The sequence below is a fragment of the Streptomyces sp. NPDC028635 genome, from assembly GCF_040637635.1.
GTDB lineage: Bacteria > Actinomycetota > Actinomycetes > Streptomycetales > Streptomycetaceae > Streptomyces.
In genome coordinates, this window is the sequence record NZ_JBEZWX010000008.1 from 1 (window position 1) to 19,442 (window position 19,442).

The 19,442-nt window shown below is 72.8% G+C and carries 13 protein-coding genes; 2 read left to right on the plus strand and 11 right to left on the minus strand.

Translation table 11 applies throughout. The features are described from left to right. Positions 1–255: 255 nt before the first annotated feature. The 8 genes from AB0E88_RS11035 to AB0E88_RS11070 form a co-directional block, all read right to left on the minus strand. Positions 256–1,956, minus strand: a complete 1,701-nt coding sequence (locus tag AB0E88_RS11035; protein ID WP_361627433.1) for a proline--tRNA ligase — start codon at positions 1,954–1,956, stop codon at positions 256–258. A 75-nt stretch (positions 1,957–2,031) separates the two neighbouring features. Further along, positions 2,032–2,562, minus strand: a complete 531-nt coding sequence (locus tag AB0E88_RS11040; RefSeq protein WP_361627436.1) for a GNAT family N-acetyltransferase — start codon at positions 2,560–2,562, stop codon at positions 2,032–2,034. A gap of 34 nt (positions 2,563–2,596) precedes the next feature. Further along, on the minus strand, positions 2,597–3,445 hold the full coding sequence (locus AB0E88_RS11045) for a GNAT family N-acetyltransferase (RefSeq protein ID WP_361627439.1): 849 nt from the start codon (positions 3,443–3,445) through the stop codon (positions 2,597–2,599). Between the two features lie 157 nt (positions 3,446–3,602). Further along, positions 3,603–4,760, minus strand: coding sequence for a flavodoxin-dependent (E)-4-hydroxy-3-methylbut-2-enyl-diphosphate synthase (gene ispG, locus AB0E88_RS11050; protein WP_361627442.1), 1,158 nt, complete (start codon positions 4,758–4,760; stop codon positions 3,603–3,605). 170 nt (positions 4,761–4,930) lie between these two features. Then, entirely contained in the window at positions 4,931–6,235 is a 1,305-nt protein-coding gene (locus AB0E88_RS11055; RefSeq protein WP_361627445.1) for a site-2 protease family protein, read from the minus strand. Next, positions 6,232–7,488 (minus strand): 1-deoxy-D-xylulose-5-phosphate reductoisomerase, encoded by a 1,257-nt coding sequence (gene dxr, locus AB0E88_RS11060; RefSeq protein ID WP_361627448.1) that lies wholly within the window; start codon positions 7,486–7,488, stop codon positions 6,232–6,234. The genes AB0E88_RS11055 and dxr overlap by 4 nt, the downstream gene beginning before the upstream one ends. Before the next feature lie 37 nt (positions 7,489–7,525). Continuing rightward, positions 7,526–8,290: a hypothetical protein gene (locus AB0E88_RS11065; protein WP_361627451.1), complete on the minus strand. Its 765-nt coding sequence runs from the start codon at positions 8,288–8,290 to the stop codon at positions 7,526–7,528. An 80-nt stretch (positions 8,291–8,370) separates the two neighbouring features. Further along, on the minus strand, positions 8,371–10,335 hold the full coding sequence (locus AB0E88_RS11070; RefSeq protein WP_361627454.1) for an acyl-CoA dehydrogenase family protein: 1,965 nt from the start codon (positions 10,333–10,335) through the stop codon (positions 8,371–8,373). Between the two features lie 362 nt (positions 10,336–10,697). Between AB0E88_RS11070 and AB0E88_RS11075 the strand changes: the two genes are divergently transcribed. Beyond that, complete coding sequence (locus AB0E88_RS11075) at positions 10,698–11,720, plus strand: LacI family DNA-binding transcriptional regulator (RefSeq protein ID WP_361627457.1); 1,023 nt, start codon at positions 10,698–10,700, stop codon at positions 11,718–11,720. A gap of 94 nt (positions 11,721–11,814) precedes the next feature. On the opposite strand, the gene AB0E88_RS11080 is transcribed toward AB0E88_RS11075, so the two are convergent. The 3 genes from AB0E88_RS11080 to AB0E88_RS11090 form a co-directional block, all read right to left on the minus strand. Next, positions 11,815–13,260, minus strand: coding sequence for an aldehyde dehydrogenase family protein (locus AB0E88_RS11080; protein ID WP_361627460.1), 1,446 nt, complete (start codon positions 13,258–13,260; stop codon positions 11,815–11,817). A gap of 131 nt (positions 13,261–13,391) precedes the next feature. Next, positions 13,392–15,059 (minus strand): PucR family transcriptional regulator, encoded by a 1,668-nt coding sequence (locus AB0E88_RS11085; protein ID WP_361627463.1) that lies wholly within the window; start codon positions 15,057–15,059, stop codon positions 13,392–13,394. A 142-nt stretch (positions 15,060–15,201) separates the two neighbouring features. Beyond that, entirely contained in the window at positions 15,202–17,718 is a 2,517-nt protein-coding gene (locus tag AB0E88_RS11090) for an ATP/GTP-binding protein (protein ID WP_361627466.1), read from the minus strand. Between the two features lie 250 nt (positions 17,719–17,968). Here AB0E88_RS11090 and gabT point away from each other — a divergent pair, with 250 nt between their 5' ends. Further along, a complete protein-coding gene (gabT, locus tag AB0E88_RS11095; protein ID WP_361627469.1) occupies positions 17,969–19,303 on the plus strand; it encodes a 4-aminobutyrate--2-oxoglutarate transaminase in 1,335 nt (444 codons plus the stop codon). The last annotated feature ends 139 nt before the right edge of the window (positions 19,304–19,442 follow it).

The window sequence follows — 19,442 nt, forward strand, 5'->3', positions numbered from 1 at the left end:
GTCCGTCCTCGGTCCGGCCGGCCGTCACTCGATACGGCGCCCACCGCCGGTGCCGGCCGCTGCGGGCGGACACCCCCCACCCCGTCCCCTTCCCGCCGTCGGCGGCTGCGGGCCGTCGCCCCTTCCCGTTCGGGGGGGGCGGTCGCCCCTTCGGGTCCGGCGCGGGGCGCGGGGAACTGCGCGATCAGCCGCGGCGCGTCTGCGCATGGACAGCGAAACGCCGGGCGCTTCGTCGCGCGCCCGGCGTTTTCGGGGTCAGGCCGTGAGGCGGGTGATTGCCTCGGCGACCGGGAGTTCCTCGCGGTCGCCCGTGCGGCGGTTCTTCAGTTCGACGACGCCCTCACCCGCGCGGCGGCCCGCGACCAGGATCCAGGGGACGCCGATCAGTTCCGCGTCGGTGAACTTCACGCCCGGGGAGACGCCCGCGCGGTCGTCGACGAGGACGCGGACGCCGGCCGCGGCCAGCTTGTCGGAGACGTCGAGGGCCAGCTCGGTCTGCAGCGCCTTGCCCGCGGCGACCACGTGGACGTCGGCCGGGGCGACCTCCTTGGGCCAGCACAGGCCCTTGTCGTCGGCGGTCTGCTCGGCGAGGGCCGCGACCGCGCGGGAGACGCCGACGCCGTAGGAGCCCATGGTGACGCGGACCGGCTTGCCCTGCTGGCCGAGGACGTCCAGCTTGAGCGCGTCGGCGTACTTGCGGCCCAGCTGGAAGATGTGGCCGATCTCGATGGCGCGGTCCAGCTTCAGGCCGGTGCCGCACACCGGGCAGGGGTCGCCGTCCTGGACGACCACGACGTCGACGTACTCGTCGACCTCGAAGTCACGCCCGGCGACGACGTTCTTGGTGTGGGTGTCCGCCTTGTTCGCGCCGGTGATCCACGCCGTGCCGGGGGCGACGCGCGGGTCGGCGAGGTACTTCACCTTGTCCAGGCCCTGCGGGCCGACGTAGCCGCGGACCAGGTCGGTGCGGGTCGCGAAGTCCTCTTCGGTGACCATCTCGACCGTGGCGGGCGCGAAGTGCGCCTCGACCTTGTCCATGTCGACCTCGCGGTCGCCGGGCACGCCGACGGCGACGATCTCGCCGTCCACCTTGACCAGGAGGTTCTTGAGGGTGGCGGAGGCGGGGACGCCGAGGTGGGCGGCCAGGGACTCGATGGTGGGGGTGGCGGGGGTCGGGATGTCCTCGGCGGCGGGCGCGTCCGTGGCGTCGACCGGCTGCAGCGTGTAGTGGACCGCCTCGGTGTTGGCCGCGAAGTCGCAGTTCGGGCAGTCGGCGAAGGTGTCCTCGCCGGCCTCGGCGGGGGCGAGGAACTCCTCGGACTTGGAACCGCCCATCGCCCCGGCGGTCGCGGCGCAGATGCGGTAGTCCAGGCCCAGGCGGGCGAAGATGCGCTGGTAGGCCTCGCGGTGCAGGGCGTAGGACTGCGCCAGGCCCTCGTCCTCCAGGTCGAAGGAGTAGGAGTCCTTCATCAGGAACTCGCGGCCGCGCAGGATGCCGGCGCGGGGGCGGGCCTCGTCACGGAACTTCGTCTGGATCTGGTAGAGGATCACCGGCAGGTCCTTGTAGGAGGACGCCTGGTCCTTCACCAGGAGGGTGAAGATCTCCTCGTGGGTGGGGCCGAGAAGGTAGTCGCCGCCCTTGCGGTCCTGCAGGCGGAACAGCTCGGCGCCGTACTCGTCCCAGCGGCCGGTCGCCTCGTAGGGCTCGCGGGGCAGCAGGGCGGGCAGGAGCACCTCCTGGGCGCCGATGGCGTCCATCTCCTCGCGCACGATGCGCTCGACGTTGGCGAGGACCTTCTTGCCGAGCGGCAGCCAGGTCCAGATGCCGGCGGCGGTGCGGCGGACGTAACCGGCGCGGACGAGCAGCTTGTGGCTGAGGACCTCGGCGTCCGCCGGGTCGTCGCGCAGCGTCTTCGCCATCAACTGGGACATGCGCTGGACCGGTGCGTTCGCCATGGCTCTCTTACTCCCGCTACGTGTAGGTGATGGCTAGGAGGTTAGCCGGGCGGCCGCCGTGGCCGGAAATCCGTTTCACGGGCGGCGCAGCGGCAGGGGGGCGCCCATCACGGCGTACGGCTTGGGGGCGCTCGGGAAGTGAACCTGGCGGGCGAGGTCGCGGTAGCCGAGGGAGCGGTAGAGCGCGCGGGCGGGGCTCTCGCTGTCGATCGCGGAGAGGATCGAGCGGGGTTCGGTGGCGCTGTCGGTGATCGTGGTGATCAGACGGCGGCCGATGCCGCGGTTCTGGTGGTCGGGGTGCACGTGCAGCTCGGTGATCACGAAGGAGTCGTCGAGCCACTCCTCGTGGCCCTGGGCGCGCAGGTAGGGCTCGACGACCGTCGACCACCAGTGCGCGCGGTCGTTGGGCATGCCGTAGACGAACCCGACGAGGCGGCCCTCGACGGTGGCGCCGAGGGCGCGGGCGCCGGGGTGGGTCATGTGGCGGACGACGATCTGACGGCGTACGGCGACCTCGTCGGGGCCCAGTCCGAAGGCGACGGCCTGGACGGCCAGTGCCTCGTCGACGTGGGCGGACAGGTCCATCGGGCCGATCACGACATCCATGCCGGGAGCCTACAGGGGGGCCTCGCCGCCGGGTTCAGAAAAGCACGCTCATGAACTCGCCGACTTCCCTGAAGCCGACGCGCCGGTACGTCCTGCGTGCCGGGGTGTTGAAGTCGTTGACGTACAGGCTCACCACGGGGGCCACGTCGGCCAGCGCGTAGCGCAGGACGGCCGCCATGCCGGGGGCGGCGAGGCCCTTCCCGCGGTAGCGGGGGTCGACCCACACGCCCTGGATCTGGCAGGCGTGCGGGGTGGCCGCGCCGATCTCCGCCTTGAACATCACCTTGCCGTCTTCGTCGACGCGGGCGAAGGAGCGGCCGGAGCCGACGAGTTCGGCGACCCGGGCCTGGTAGAGCAGGCCGCCGTCACCGGCCATCGGGGAGACGCCGACCTCCTCGGTGAACATCGCCACGCAGGCCGGCATGATCGTCTCCATCTCGTCCTTGCGGACGCGGCGGACGTAGGGGTCCGGGGCGATGTCGTCGGGCATGCGGTCGGTGACCATCAGCGGCTGGTGCGCGCGGACGTCGCGGGCGGGGCCCCAGCTGGGTTCGAGGAGGCGCCACAGCTCGGAGGTCGGGCCGGAGGGGCCGACGATCGAGGAGCAGCGGCGGCCGGCCCGCCGGGCGCGGTCGGCGAAGGCCCGCACCGCGCGCGGGGTGGCGCAGATCGGCACCAGGTTGGCGCCCGCGTAGCACAGGGACGTGAGCATGCCGTCCTCGTACCAGCCCCACATCTCGCCGCCGAGCCGCCACGGGTCGAGGCCCGCGATCTGGACGCGCGAGGTCACGAAGGCGTTCGCGACCGGCTCGCGGTGCAGGACGGCGAGCGCGGCGTCCAGGTCGCTCGGTTCGAGGACCCGTGAGGTGGTCTGGGTCAGCACGGGTGGGGCCTCACGGTCGGGTGTGCACTGATCTCCGCACTATAGCTGCGCCGCATCGCCGGGCGCCTTCTCGATCAGGGGGCTGTGCGGCTCGGCGGGTGCGGGTCGCCGGTGGCCGGTCGCGCCCGTGTGACGGAGCCGCCCGGCGCGGGAATGCTCAGCCCGCCACCGTCACCGAGGGTTCGCCGGACTCGGTGCCCTCGGACTGCATCTGCTCGGCGAGCTTCAGCGCCTCTTCGATCAGGGTCTCGACGATCTTGGACTCGGGGACGGTCTTGATGACCTCGCCCTTGACGAAGATCTGGCCCTTGCCGTTGCCGGAGGCGACGCCGAGGTCGGCTTCGCGGGCCTCGCCGGGGCCGTTGACGACGCAGCCCATGACGGCGACGCGCAGCGGGACGTCCATGCCGGTGAGGCCGGCGGTGACCTCCTCGGCGAGCTTGTAGACGTCGACCTGGGCGCGGCCGCAGGACGGGCAGGAGACGATCTCCAGGCCGCGCTGGCGCAGGCCGAGGGACTGCAGGATCTGCAGGCCGACCTTGACCTCCTCGGCGGGCGGCGCGGACAGCGAGACGCGGATGGTGTCGCCGATGCCCTGGGAGAGCAGGGCGCCGAAGGCCACGGCCGACTTGATCGTGCCCTGGAAGGCGGGGCCGGCCTCGGTGACGCCGAGGTGGAGGGGGTAGTCGCACTGCTCGGCGAGCTGGCGGTAGGCCTCGATCATGACGACCGGGTCGTTGTGCTTGACCGAGATCTTGATGTCGCGGAAGTCGTGCTCCTCGAAGAGGGACGCCTCCCACAGGGCCGACTCGACCAGGGCCTCGGGGGTCGCCTTGCCGTACTTCTGGAGCAGGCGCCGGTCCAGGGAGCCGGCGTTGACGCCGATCCGGATCGGGGTGCCGTGCTCCTTGGCGGCCTTGGCGATCTCCCTGACCTTGTCGTCGAACTGCTTGATGTTGCCGGGGTTGACGCGCACGGCGGCGCAGCCGGCCTCGATCGCGGCGAAGACGTACTTCGGCTGGAAGTGGATGTCGGCGATGACCGGGATCTGCGACTTGCGGGCGATGGTGGCGAGCGCGTCGGCGTCGTCCTGGGTGGGGCAGGCCACCCGCACGATCTGGCAGCCGGAGGCGGTGAGCTCGGCGATCTGCTGGAGCGTGGCGCCGATGTCGGACGTGCGGGTCGTCGTCATCGACTGCACCGACACGGGGGCGTCTCCGCCGACGGCCACGGATCCGACCTGGATCTGCCGGCTCTTCCGGCGCTCGGCGAGCTTGGTCGGAACGGACGGCATGCCGAGAGAAATCGCAGTCATCTGCTGTGCAACCCCAAGTCGTGGATCAAGGTCCCGGTCCCGTCAGCGGCGGGCTCCGGACTTCGAGATTACGGCACGGGCGATCGCGCGGGCACATCACACCCGTAAACCCACTCGATGGGAGGCGGCCGGGCCCGCGCGGGTGCCCGGCCGCCGTGAACGCCGTGTGGCTAGGAGATTCTCACCGGGTTGACGACGTCCGCGATGAGGACGAGGACGGTGAAGCAGATGAAGATCCCGGCCACCACATAGGCCACCGGCATCAGCTTCGCCACGTCGAACGGGCCGGGGTCCGGGCGGCGCAGCACCTTGGCGGTGTTGCGGCGCAGGGCCTCCCACAGGGCGCCCGCGATGTGCCCGCCGTCGAGCGGGAGCAGCGGGAGCATGTTGAACAGGAACAGGGAGAGGTTGAAGCCGGCGACCAGCATCAGGGCCATGCCGAGCTGCTGGGTCGGCGGGATGTGCAGGGTGAAGATCTCCCCGCCGACACGGGCCGCGCCGACGACGCCCATGGGCGAGTCGGGGGCGCGGGGGGCGCCGTGGAAGGCGGAGTCCCACAGGGCGGGGATCTTGGCCGGGAGGGCTGCGAGGGAGTCGACCGCGTCGCCGACCCGGTCGGTCATCCAGGTGACCGACTGGCCGAGGTCCTGCTTGACGACGCCGGTGGCCGCGCTGAAGCCGAGGAAGCCGGCCTTGACGTACTGGCCCTGGACGTAGGCGCCGGAGGCGTCCTTCTTGGCGACCATGTTGGTGGCGATCTTCGCGTGCAGGGTCACTTCCTGGCCCTTGCGCTCGACGGTGATCGGCACGGTCTTGCCGGCGCTGTCGCGGATGAGGTCGGACAGCGTGTTCCAGTCCTCGGTGCGCCGGCCGTCGAAGGCGACGATCTTGTCGCCGGCCTTCATTCCGGCGGCCGCGGCCGGGGAGGCGGGGTCGCCCTTCTTGCACGTGTCGCGGTTCTCGCTCTGGGAGATCACGCAGGGCGAGACGGAGCTGACGGCGGTGGTCTGCTGCTGGATGCCGAAGCCCATGAGGACGACGAGGAAGAGGGCGACGGCGAGGATCAGGTTCATGAAGGGGCCCGCGAACATCACGATGACCCGCTTCCACGGCTTGCGCGTGTAGAAGAGCCGTGACTCGTCACCGGGCTGCAGTTCCTCGAAGGCCGCGGAGCGGGCGTCCTCGATCATGCCGCGCCACGGGGAGGTGGAGCGGGCGGTGATCCGGCCGTCGTCGCCGGGCGGGAACATGCCGATCATGCGGATGTAGCCGCCGAAGGGGATGGCCTTGACGCCGTACTCGGTCTCGCCCGTCTTCCGCGACCAGATGGTCGGGCCGAAGCCGACCATGTACTGCGGCACGCGGATGCCGAACAGCTTGGCCGTGGACAGATGCCCCAGCTCGTGCCAGGCGATCGAGACGAGCAGGCCGACCGCGAAGACCACTATGCCGAGGATCATCATCAGGGTCGTCATGCACGGGCCTCCGCCGTCTTCGCTGTCAGTTCCCTGGCCCGGGCCCTCGCCCAGGTCTCCGCTTCGAGGACGTCCGGCACGGTGAGTGAAGTTCCCGTGACCGGCGTGTCGTGTTCCTCGACCACCCGGATGACGGTGTCCATGATCCCGTTGAACGGCAGCGCGCCGCGCAGGAACGCGTCCACGCACTCCTCGTTGGCCGCATTGAACACCGCCGGGGCGGTGCCCGCGAGCGTACCCACATGCCGGGCGAGGTTCACGGAGGGGAAGGCGTCGTTGTCCAGCGGGAAGAACTCCCACGTGGAGGCCTTGCTCCAGTCGAAGGCGGGGGCGGCGTCGGGGACGCGTTCGGGCCAGCCGAGACCGATGGCGATCGGGCCCCGCATGTCGGGGGGCGTCGCCTGGGCCATCGTCGATCCGTCCGTGAACTCCACCATCGAATGGACATACGACTGCGGGTGCACGACGACCTCAATGCGGTCGAAGGGAATGTCGTACAGCAGGTGTGCCTCGATGACCTCCAGGCCCTTGTTGACGAGGGTCGCGGAGTTGATCGTGATGACGGGTCCCATGGCCCAGGTGGGGTGGGCGAGGGCGTCCTCGACGGTGACCTGGGCGAGGTCGGCGCGGGTGCGGCCGCGGAAGGGGCCTCCGGAGGCGGTGACGACGAGCTTGCGCACGTCCGCGCGCGTGCCGGCGGCGAGCGCCTGGAAGAGCGCCGCGTGTTCGGAGTCGACCGGGATGATCTGACCGGGCTCGGCCAGCGCCTTGACCAGCGGGCCGCCGACGATGAGCGACTCCTTGTTGGCGAGCGCGAGGGTGCGGCCCGCCTCCAGGGCGGCGAGGGTGGGCGCGAGGCCGATGGAGCCGGTGATGCCGTTGAGGACGGTGTGACAGTCGGAGGCGGCGAGCTGCGTGGCCGCGTCGGGTCCGGCGAGGATCTCGGGCAGCGGCTCCCCGGCGCCGTACTGCGCGGCGAGCGCTTCGCGCAGGTGCGGTACGACGTCCTCGCGGGCCACCGCGACGGTGCGCACCCTCAGCCGGTGGGCCTGCTCGGCGAGCAGGGCGACGCGGCCGCCGTTGGCGGACAGGCCGGTGACCCGGAACCGGCCGGGGTTGCGCAGCACGAGGTCGACGGCCTGGGTGCCGATCGAGCCGGTGGAGCCGAGGATCACGACGTCCTTCGGGCCGTCCGCCGTCACCGGGTCGTAGACGAGGTGCGGATCGGCGAGGGGTGCGGGACTGTCACTCATGCCCCCCATTCTTGCCCCTCCCGGGCCGCGGACGTGTTCACGGGGTGGCGCGCCGGAACTTGTGCCACTGCGCGTCCACCACGTCCTGCGGTACGCCGCCGACGTCCTCGGTGCTGTGCGTGTCAGCGCGGAAGGAGAGGGTGGTGGAGCCGGAGCGGATGACGGTGAGGTAGTCGTACAGCTTCAGGTGTGCGTCCTCGACGTCCTGCGTGGTGATGCGGAAGGCGTACGCCTCGTCGCCCGCGGCGGGCGGCCGGAGGGTGTCGACCCGCAGAACCCTGGCGTCGGTGAGCGCCCGCTGTTCGGTGAAGCCGTGCGCGCACTCCCGGCCCGCCCGGGCGAGGGCCCGCATGACGGCGGCGGCGTCCCGGGCGGTGTAGGAGCGCAGGTGCAGGTCGACGTCGACGCCCCGTTCGGCGTCCGGGTCCCAGACGGTGCGGACGATCTCGGCGGCGGGATCGTACGGTGTGGCGCCCTTGGCGAGGCTGACGAGGGGCTGGCAGACGGCCGGTTCGGCGGTGAACATGTCGCCCGCGGGCGGCTCGCCGTCGACGGGTTCGTCCGCGGTGTAGGCCCCGGCGTCGTCGTCCTCGGAGAGGGCCACGGCCAGCAGCTGCGTCCGGGTGAGTGGCCGCGGGCCGGCCGGGGCGGCGGCGTGCGGGGCGGGCGAGGAGGCGGCCGGTGCGGCGGGTGACGGGGCGGCCGGCCGGCCGGCGCCGTCCCCGCCGCAGGCGGCCGTGGCCATGAGGACGGCCGCCGCGAGTGCGGCGGCCGCCGTCTGCCGGGCCCGTGCGCCGAGCATCCCCACCCCCGGGGGTCGTGTGCCGTTGGTCGATCGGTCGACGATTGTGCACCACGCACCGGGGCGGGGGACGCGGGATGTCACCGGATCGGGCGGTGCACGTTCTCCTTCGTGCTCGGGCCGGGGGTGGTGTCGGCGATCCAGGGGCCGTCGCCGGAGGCGTCGATCACGCCGTCCTCCAGCCACGCGTACGTGCCGCTGAGGACGCCCTTGACGACCGTGCGATCCATGTCGTCGGTGTTGTTCCACAGGCGGCCGAAGAGTTCCTCGACGCGCAGCCGGGACTGGTGGCAGAAGGCGTCGGCGAGCTGGTACGCCTCGCGGCCGTTGCGGCCCTGGGCGCGCAGCAGTTCGGCACGCACGCAGGCGGCGCTCATGGCGAACAGTTCGGCACCGATGTCGACGATCCGGCCGAGGAAGCCCTGCTTGGACTCCATGCGGCCCTGCCAGCGGGACATGCCGTAGAAGGTGGAGCGGGCGAGCTTGCGGGCGGTGCGCTCGATGTAGCGCAGGTGCGGGGAGAGGTCCACCTCGTGCCTGAACTGCGCGTAGGAGGTGGGCAGCTGGCCCGGTCCGGCGACCAGCTTCGGCAGCCACTTGGCGTAGAAGACGCCGGCGTTCGCGCCCGCCCTGGCCTTGTCGGACAGGGACTTGCCGGGGTCGATGAGGTCGCCCGCGACCGACAGGTGCGCGTCGACGGCCTCCCGCGCGATCAGCAGGTGCATGATCTCCGTCGAGCCCTCGAAGATGCGGTTGATGCGCAGGTCGCGCAGCAACTGCTCGGCGGGTACGGCGCGTTCGCCGCGGGCACGCAGCGACTCGGCGGTCTCGAAGCCGCGGCCACCGCGGATCTGGACGAGTTCGTCGGCCATCTTCCACGCCATCTCCGAGGCGTAGAGCTTGGCCAGCGCGCCCTCGATGCGGATGTCGTTGCGGTCCTCGTCGGCCATCTGGGAGGCGAGGTCGGTGACGGCCTCCAGGGCGAAGGTGGTGGCGGCGATGAAGGAGATCTTCGCGCCGACCGCCTCGTGCTCGGCGACGGGCTTGCCCCACTGCTCGCGGGCCGCCGACCACTCGCGGGCGATCTTCAGGCACCACTTGCCGGCGGCGACGCAGGAGGCGGGCAGGGAGAGCCGGCCGGTGTTCAGGGTGGTCAGGGCGATCTTCAGGCCCTGGCCCTCCTCGCCGATGCGGTGGGCGGCGGGGACACGGACCCGGTGGAAGCGGGTGACGCCGTTCTCGATGCCGCGCAGGCCCATGAAGGCGTTGCGGTTCTCCACCGTGATGCCGGGCGAGTCGGCCTCCACGACGAAGGCGGTGATGCCGCCCTTGTGGCCCTCGCCGCGCGGCACCCGGGCCATGACGACGAGCAGGTCGGCGACGACGCCGTTGGTGGTCCACAGCTTCACCCCGTCGAGGACGTAGTCGTCCCCGTCGGGTACGGCGGTGGTGGCGAGCCGGGCCGGGTCGGAGCCGACGTCGGGCTCGGTGAGCAGGAAGGCGCTGATGTCGGTGCGCGCGCAGCGCGGCAGGAACGTCTCCTTCTGCTCCTGGGTGCCGAACATCTTCAGCGGCTGGGGCACGCCGATCGACTGGTGCGCGGACAGCAGCACGCCGATCGCGGGGGACGCCGAGCCGGCCAGGGCGAGCGCCTTGTTGTAGTACATCTGGGTGAGGCCGAGCCCGCCGTACTTGGGGTCGATCTTCATGCCGAGGGCGCCGAGCTCCTTGAGGCCGTCGATCACCTCGTCGGGGATGCGGGCCTCGCGCTCGATGCGGGCCGCGTCGACCCGGGTCTCGACGAAGTCGCGCAGCTTGGCGAGGAAGGCCTCGCCGCGCTGGACGGCGTCGTCGGCGGGCAGCGGGTGCGGGTGGATGAGGTCGAGCCGGAAGCGGCCGAGGAACAGCTCCTTGGCGAAGCTGGGCTTGCGCCAGTGCTGTTCCCGGGCGGCCTCCGCCACCTCACGGGCCTCGCGCTCGCTGACGGCGGGCCGGGAGGGCGGTGGGGTGGCGGGAGAGGAGGAGGGAGTGGTGGGGGCGGACATGAGGGTCACCTCGCCGCGAAGAGGGATGTTCGGGGACCGTTCGTTACCGACCAGTGCTACTGGATCGTTGGTACCCGAAAGCGGACGTCCCCACCAGTCCTCGCGCGTCCGTTCAGCCGATGCCGGTACCTTCGGGCCACGGGCACGGGCCGGCGGCCCGAGATGCGCGCGCCGGTCGGCCGAGGTGCGCGAGCCGGTCGTTCGATCTGCGTGAGCCGGGCGACCGAGCCGAGAACCCGGTCGTCGAAGCGCTTCGACGCGCCGCGTGGACAGCCATGCGGAGGCGAGCTAGGGTCGCACCACTCAGAAATCCCGCCCATCACAAGCGCAGTCGAAGCGCTTCACACCGCCTGGAGCACCGGATGGTCACCCTCGCCGAGGTCGCCCGGCACGCCGGAGTCTCGGCGAGCACGGTGAGCTACGTCCTCAGCGGCAAGCGGTCCATCTCCGCGACCACCCGCCGGCGCGTCGAGCAGAGCATCCGGGAGCTGGGCTACCACCCCAACGCCGGAGCGCGTGCCCTGGCCAGCAGCCGCTCGAACATCATCGCGCTGATGATCCCGCTGCGCACCGACATGTATGTGCCGGTGATGATGGAGATCGCCATCGCGGTCGCCACCACCGCCCGCACGCACGGGTACGACGTGCTGCTGCTCACCGGCGAGGAGGGCCCCGACGCCGTACGCCGGGTCACCGGCAGCGGGCTCGCCGACGCGATGATCCTCATGGACGTGCAGCTGGAGGACGAGAGGCTGCCCCTGCTGCGCGAGAGCCGCCGGCCCGCCGTACTGATCGGCCTTCCCGCCGACACCACCGGCCTGACCTGCGTCGATCTCGACTGGAGCGCGACGGGCGCGCTGTGCCTGGAGCATCTGGCGGAGCTCGGCCACCGGGACGTCGCCATCATCGGCGAAGCACCGGCCGTCTACGAACGGCACACCGGCTTCGCCGAGCGCACCCTGGACGGGCTGCGTGCGCGCGCCCGCGAGCTGGGTCTGCGCGTGCTGCACCGCCCGAGCGAGGGCGGGTACGACGCGGTGGCCGCCACCCTCGCCCGCATCCACGACGAGCGGCCCGGCACGACCGGGTTCGTCGTGCAGAACGAGGCGGCGGTCGAGCCGCTGCTCGCAATTTTGCGCCAGCAGGGCCGTGCCGTGCCGGAGGACGTGTCGGTGGTGGCCATCTGCCCCGAACCGGTCGCCACCCAGGGCTCGGTGCGGCTCACGTCGGTCGCCGTGCCCGCGCAGCAGATGGGCCGCAACGCCGTCGAGCGCCTGGTCGCCAAGCTGGACGGGCGGGAGGGCGAGGACGTCGTACTGATCACGCCGGAGCTGACGGTCCGGGCGAGTTCGGGACCGGCGCCGCTCCGAGGGCCGAACGGGTGAGCACGGACGCTCGGTGACGGAACACCGGATCCCGGCACGACAACGGCCCGAGCTCCCGCACAGTGAGCTCGGGCCGTTGGCCTTGGGGGGTCGGTCAGAGGGCGATGCCCGTCAGGACCAGGACCCGCTCGTAGGTGTAGTCGTCCATCGCGAACCGCACGCCTTCGCGGCCCACGCCGGACTGCTTGACGCCGCCGTACGGCATCTGGTCGGCGCGGTAGGAGGGGACGTCGCCGATGACGACGCCGCCGACCTCGAGGGCGCGGTGGGCGCGGAAGGCGGTCTGCAGGTCGTGCGTGAAGATGCCCGCCTGGAGGCCGAACTTGGAGTTGTTGACCGCGGCGAACGCCTCGGCCTCGCCGTCGACCTTCTGCACGGTGAGGACCGGCCCGAAGACCTCCTCGCAGGCGATCGTGACATCGGCCGGGACCTCGGCGAGGACGGTCGGCGCGTAGGAGGCGCCGTCGCGCTTGCCGCCGGCGAGCAGCTTCGCGCCGGCCGCCACGGCCTCGTCCACCCAGGACTCGACGCGCTGGGCGGCGGCCTCGCTGACCAGCGGGCCGACGTCCACCTTGTCGTCGGACGGGTCACCGGTGACCTGCGCCTCGACGGCGGCGACGATGCGCGGCAGGAGGCGGTCGTACACCGACGCGTCGGCGATCACGCGCTGCACCGAGATGCAGGACTGGCCGCCCTGGTAGTTGGAGAAGGTCGCGATGCGGGTCGCGGCCCAGTCCAGGTCCTCGTCGCTCGCCCAGTCGCCGAGGACGACGGCCGCGCCGTTGCCGCCCAGCTCCAGGGTGCAGTGCTTGCGCGGCACCGAGTCCATGATCGCGTAGCCGACCGTGTCGGAGCCGGTGAAGGAGATGACCGGCAGGCGCTCGTCCTTGACCAGGGCGGGCATCCGGTCGTTCGGGACCGTCAGGACGGACCAGGACCCGGCCGGCAGGTCCGTCTCGGCCAGCAGCTCGCCGAGGATCAGGCCGGAGAGCGGGGTGGCCGGGGCCGGCTTGAGGATGATCGGGGCGCCGGCGGCGATCGCGGGGGCGACCTTGTGCGCGCACAGGTTCAGCGGGAAGTTGAACGGCGCGATGCCGAGCACGACGCCCTTCGGGAAGCGGCGGGTGATCGCCAGGCGGCCCTGCCCGCCGGCGTCGGTGTCCAGGCGCTGGCCGTCGCCGCCGTTGAAGCGGCGGGCCTCCTCGGCCGCGAAGCGGAACACGGACACGGCACGGCCGACCTCGCCGCGGGCCCACTTGATCGGCTTGCCGTTCTCCGCGGAGATCAGCTGGGCGATCTCCTCGGTGCGCTCGACGAGCCGCTTGCTCACGTGGTCCAGGGCGGCGGCGCGTACGTGCGCCGGGGTGGCGGCGAACTCGTCCCGCACGGCGTACGCGGCGGCCACGGCCTCCTCGACCTGCGCCTCGGTGGGCACGGCGACCGTGCCGACCAGCCGGCCGTCCCACGGGGAGGTGACGTCGAAGGTGTCGTCGCCGGTGGCCTGGCGGCCGGCGAGCCAGAAGGCGTGGGTGGAAGTCATAGTGGCGAGTCCCGGCCCTTCCGCGTAGGGGGTGTGCGTGCTTTCGCCACCACGGTAGGGCCGGGACGGGCGGCGGTCGTTTGTCCGACCCGTATTAGTCGGAGGCGAGCATGCGCCGCTTTGGCGTACGACTATTCGGTCGATGTCGCCTTCAGCGCCAGCCACAGCTCCATGCGGACGTCCGGGTCGTCCAGGGAGCGGCCGAGGATCTCCTCCACGCGGCGCATCCGGTAGCGCAGGGTGTGCCGGTGCACGCCCAGGTCGGCGGCGGCCGCGTCCCACTGCCCGTGCCGGGACAGCCAGGCGCGCAGGGAGGCCACGAGGTCGCCGCGGCCCGTCGCGTCGTGCTCGTGCAGGGCCCGCAGCAGACCGTCCGCGAACGCCTTGACGGCGTCGTCGGCGAGCAGCGGCAGCACCGACCCGGAGGCCAGGTGCTCGTGCTCCACGCACACCCGGCCGCGCCGGCGGGCCACCGACAGTGCCTGTTCGGCCTGCTTGTACGCGGCGGCGGCCGCGATCGGCCCCGAGGGCGCGGACAGGCCCACGATCAGCTCGTCCTCCTCGCCGCCGGCCTGTTCATGCAGCTCCGTGGTGCGCCCCGCCTCCAGGGCCGCCGCGTACGCGGTGCAGGCGCCGACCGCGGCGCCGCCGTCGGTGGCGAGCACCACGAGCCGTTCGCCGTCGGGGACGACGAGCACGGCCTCCCCGGCGCGGGCGGCGGCCGCCTCGACGGTCTCCGCGAGGGCGCCGAGCGGGTCCCCCGAGGAGTCGACGGCGGCCGCGGGTCCGGCCGCGGCCGGTTTCGCCGCGGTCACGTGCGCGTGGGCGTCGGCGTGCGCCCGCGCGGCGGAGGCGGACGCCGACTCGGCGACGATCACCCGGAACGGCGCGTCCAGCAGCGTCCCGTACAGGTCCCCGGCGACGGCCCGCGCGTGGTCCGGTTCGCCGGCGAGCAACATCCGCAGGACGGCGGTGCCGACGCGCTGCTCGGCGGCGTGCAGCGAGCGGGAGCGCTCGGTGGTGAGGGTGAGCAGGGCGATCGCGGAGTGCACGGCGTAGCGCTCGGCGGTGCCGAGGGTGGCGGCGGTGCCGACGGCGAGGGCGGCGCGGGGGCGGCGGCCGGTGCCGATGGAGTGCAGTTCGACGCGGTCCTCGTGGTCGGGGCCGCCGACCACGGAGGAGGCGGGGGCGGGCCGCTCGCGCAGCCGTTCCACGTCCGCGGTGAGCCGGGCCGCCCGGCGTACGGCCCAGTCGGGCGCGGTGGCGACGACGGCACCGGAGGCGTCGTACAGCGCCGCCCAGCCGTCGACCTGCGCGGCGAGCGCGGCGAGCAGCCCCTCGGGGCCTGAGTTCAGAGCCTGTTTGGTCAGCTCGCGCTGGGCGGCGAAGCCGGCGGTGACGGCCCGGTACTGGTCGGCGGCGATCGCGGCGGACACGGCCTTGCTGATCGCGAGGAAGGGGGTGCGGCGGGGCACCTCCAGCAGCGGCAGGCCCTCCTCGGCGCAGGCGTCGACCAGGGCCTTGGGGGTCTCCTCGTAGTTCACGCCGACGGCGAAGCCGATGCCGACGACGCCCGCGCCGGCCAGCCGCCGCACGTACCGCCGCATCGCCTCGGGGTCCTCGGCGTCCAGCTTCAGCGCGGTGATCAGCAGCAGCTCCCCGCCCTCCATGTACGGCACGGGGTCGGCGAGCTCGCTGACGTGCGCCCAGCGCACGGGCACGTCCAGGCGGTCCTCGCCCGCCCGCACGGTCAGCTTGAGCGCCGAGTGGTGGACGAGGGAGGCGAGCGTCAGGGGCATGGGGCCTTCAGGTCTGCGGCAGGGCTGCGGATGTCGTGGGAGCGCTGTGATCGCTGTGATCCTTTGGCCGCCACGTATGAACGACCTATGTCGATTCTGCCTCACCGTACGGTCGCCGCGCGCCGCTCGCCCGGAGTTCCGGTCAGCCGCGCAGGTCCACCAGCAGCGGTGGGGCGTGCTCGCCCGTCACCGTGGTCAGCGACAGCACCGCGTGCCCCGGCGGCACCGAGTGGGCCAGCTCGGAGGCGGACCACCGCTCCCGCTCGACCTGCCGGACGGTGACCGCCTCGGTGGTGACGGCCTTGCCGGTGACCAGCTTGCGCAGCGCGTGCAGGGCCCGGGTCATGGGCTGGTCGGCGAAGACGGTGTGCTGGGCGACGTCCCGGGTCTCCACCCACTCGGTGCCCCACGCCCCGGCGAACCGGGTGCCGTCCCAGGTGCTGACCCCCGACAGTGCCATACGGCAGCCGACGGCGGCGTACAGCGGCCCGTGCAGCGCCTCGGGCACGTCGGCGACGGTGCGCAGGGCGAGGACCACGCCGGCGTTCTGCGAGCGCAGCCGCTGGACGCGGCGGACGGACTCGGCGGTGACGGCCCCGGTGGCGTCGTCCAGGACGAGGCAGGCGAAGTGGTCGCGGCCGCCCTCCCGGGCGACGGCGGCGAACTGGGCGAGGACGAGCCGGGTGAGCAGCCGGGCGGCTTCCTCGTGGCCGTGCTCGGGCAGGTCGATGCGCACCCGCAGCGGGTGGTGGGCGAGGGCGCGCAGGGAGAACGGCCGGATCGTGTCGTCGCCCGCACCGCTCGCGGGTGAGCCGGCGCCGAAGAACTCCGCGAACACCGGCCGGTCCAGCAGTGCGAGCCGGTCGGCGAGGGCGAGCCCCGGGTCGCCCGGGGTGCCGGACTGGCGGACCCGGGCGTCCAGCTCGCGCCGCATCACGGCGTGCCGCTCCTCGGTGAGGGCGGCGCGCAGGTCGGTGAGCGGCGCGGGTTCCCCGGCGAGGAGTTCGCGCAGCACGGGCAGGGCGGGGAAGGTGCCGTAGGCGGCCCGGTAGGGGCCGAGCAGCTGGGCCAGCGCGGTCGCGGCACGCTGGGCGCCGACGGTGTCGAGGTCGCCGGCGAGGGCCTCGGCGAGCAGGGCGGCGGCTTCGTCGGGGTCGGTGGTGCCGGCGTAGGGGTCGAGGTCGTGCACGGAGGCGGGGTCGCCGATGCGGACCACCACGTCGAAGGAGGTGTCGGGACCGGTGCCGGAGCCCACCGCGACGACGGCGCACTGCCCGGTCAGCGCCTGCAGGGCGAGGGACTCGACCAGGGGCGCGATCACCTGCCGGGTCTTGCCGGCGCCGGAGGGACCGACGACCAGCAGGGAAGTGCCGAGGGCGGCCGGGTCGAGGGCGGCACCGGCGTCGCCGTACGCCGGTGGGGTGCGCTCCCCGGCGACCCAGCGGCCGATGCGCACCTGCCCGGCGCGCAGGTCGTGCCGGGCGGTGCGGGCGGGCAGGTCGCGGGCGCCGGAGGGGTGGGTGAGCGCGGCGGAGCCGTGGCGCAGGACGGCGTCGGTGAACTCGGCGAGGCGGCCCCGGCCGCGGGCCAGGGTCCAGGCGTGCTCCAGCCGGGCGCAGTCCACGTCGTTCATCCGTCCGGCGAGCACGTCGGCGGTGAGCAGATCGGCGGCCTGGTACTGGCCGGCCTCGCGCAGCGCGGGCCACTGCGTGGGCGGGACGGGCTTGTCCGGCACGGCGGCGGTGGTCTGCGTCTCGCGGCGGGCGGTGAGCCGTTCCCTGGCGTACGGCAGCCAGGCGCCCAGGCGGGCGAAGGGCCACACCACGAGGGCGGTGACGACGGCGTAGAGCAGGTCGGTGACCCAGGGCGAGGTGAAGACGTCGTAGCCGCCGGTGACCAGGGCGACCAGGGAGAACACCGGTCCGACGACGGGCAGCGCGTCCCAGCCGACGCCGGGGAAGGCGCTGGGGAAGACGAAGCTCAGAGCGACCAGGGCGAACAGCAGCGCGAGCAGGGCGCGGGCGGGCTGCGGGCGGCGCGCCACGACGTGCCGGACGACGCCGGGCCAGCTGCCGAGCCGGCCCATGGCGTAGACGAGCACGCCGAAGAAGACGCCGCCGTAGACGACGGTGGCCTCGGCGCCCTGCCAGCCCTTGGGGGAGGCGAAGGTGCCGCCCCACCACCAGTCGTCGGGCGTGACCAGGCGCAGCAGGCTCCACTGATAGGGGACGCTGCCGTGCCGCCACAGCGACCACAGCAGCAGCCCCACGACCAGGGGGACCGCCATGCCGACGAGGGTGACGGGGGCGAGCCGCTCGCGGCCCGTCCCGGGGTCGGGGCGGCGGTAGCCGAGCCGCCAGATCCCCGGCTCGGCGTCCGGACGGGGCGCGTCCAGCCACTCGGCGACGGGGGACGCGGGGGCCTGGCCCGGTGCCTGGCCCGGCAGGGGGGCCTGCCCCGGGGCGTGCGCGGGCCGTGGCGGCACGCCAGGAGCCCCGGGCGCGCCGGAGACGTGTGCGCCTTCGGATCCCGCACCGGCCCCCGGCACCTGCGGCGGCCCGGCCGGGCGTGGCACCGGGTGGGCATGGGTGCCCGGCCGGGCGCCCGGCCAGGCACCCGATCGGGCGCCCCGCGCCTCGTGCGTCCCGTCGCTCTCCATCGCCCCTGCCCCCTGACCAGCCGTTCCGTCGACCACTAGCGAGCCAATCTAACGCCCCCGCAAGGGGAGTTCACCGGTTGCGCGGCCGGTCCTGCGTCGCCGGAGCGTCGCCTGCCGCCCCCACCTCTATATCCATCACGGACAACGGGCATCCCCGACAACGCCCACATGGAGCATGCCCGCCCCTCCTCCCCCGTCTTAGCCTGCGAGAAAAGAAGGCAAGCATCCGCAAAACCCCCAGGAGCCCCGCATGACCGCACTTCCGCAGGAGCGCCGCGTCGTCACCGCCATCCCCGGCCCGAAGTCGCAGGAGCTTCAGGCCCGCCGTCTCGCCGCGGTCGCGCAGGGCGTGGGCTCCACGCTGCCGGTGTTCGTCACGCGCGCCGGCGGCGGCGTCATCGAGGACGTCGACGGCAACAGCCTGATCGACTTCGGCTCCGGCATCGCCGTGACCTCCGTCGGCGCCTCCGCCGAGGCCGTGGTGCGCCGCGCCTCCGCGCAGCTCGCCGACTTCACCCACACCTGTTTCATGGTCACCCCCTACGAGGGCTACGTGGCCGTCGCCGAGGCGCTGGCCGAGCTCACGCCGGGTGACCACGCGAAGAAGTCGGCCCTGTTCAACTCGGGCGCCGAGGCCGTCGAGAACGCCGTCAAGATCGCCCGTGCGTACACCAAGCGCCAGGCCGTCGTCGTCTTCGACCACGGCTACCACGGCCGCACCAACCTCACGATGGCGCTGACGGCGAAGAACATGCCGTACAAGAACGGCTTCGGTCCGTTCGCCCCCGAGGTCTACCGCGTCCCGGTCGCCTACGGCTACCGCTGGCCCACCGGTGCGGAGAACTGCGGCCCCGAGGCCGCCAAGCAGGCCATCGAGCAGATCACCAAGCAGGTCGGCGCGGACAACGTGGCCGCGATCATCATCGAGCCGGTGCTCGGCGAGGGCGGCTTCATCGAGCCGGCCAAGGGCTTCCTGCCGGAGATCGTAAAGTTCGCCAACGACAACGGCATCGTCTTCGTCGCCGACGAGATCCAGTCCGGCTTCTGCCGCACCGGCCAGTGGTTCGCCTGCGAGGACGAGGGCATCGTCCCGGACCTGATCACCACCGCCAAGGGCATCGCCGGCGGTCTGCCGCTGGCCGCGGTGACCGGCCGCGCCGAGATCATGGACGCCGCGCACGCGGGCGGCCTGGGCGGCACCTACGGCGGCAACCCGGTGGCCTGCGCCGGTGCGCTCGGCGCCATCGAGACGATGAAGGAGCTGGACCTCAACGCCAAGGCGAAGAACATCGAGGCGATCATGAAGTCCCGCCTCACCGCCATGGCCGAGAAGTTCGACATCATCGGCGACATCCGCGGCCGTGGCGCGATGATCGCCATCGAGCTGGTCAAGGACCGCGACACCAAGGAGCCGAACGCCGAGGCGGCCGCCGCCCTGGCCAAGGCCTGCCACCAGGAGGGCCTGCTGGTCCTGACCTGCGGCACCTACGGCAACGTGCTGCGCTTCCTGCCGCCGCTGGTCATCGGCGACGACCTGCTGAACGAGGGCCTCGACATCATCGAGCAGGCCTTCACCCGCATCTGAGTGCGACGTGCGCACGCACCTGGTGCGCACGTCCGGCGGCCCTGCGGCAGAGGGTGTGAAGAAGGTGTGCGAGGTGGATGACAGGACGCCGTTCCTGCTGTTCCCCGCGCATCCCCTGCCGTAGGTTCTACCCAGATGA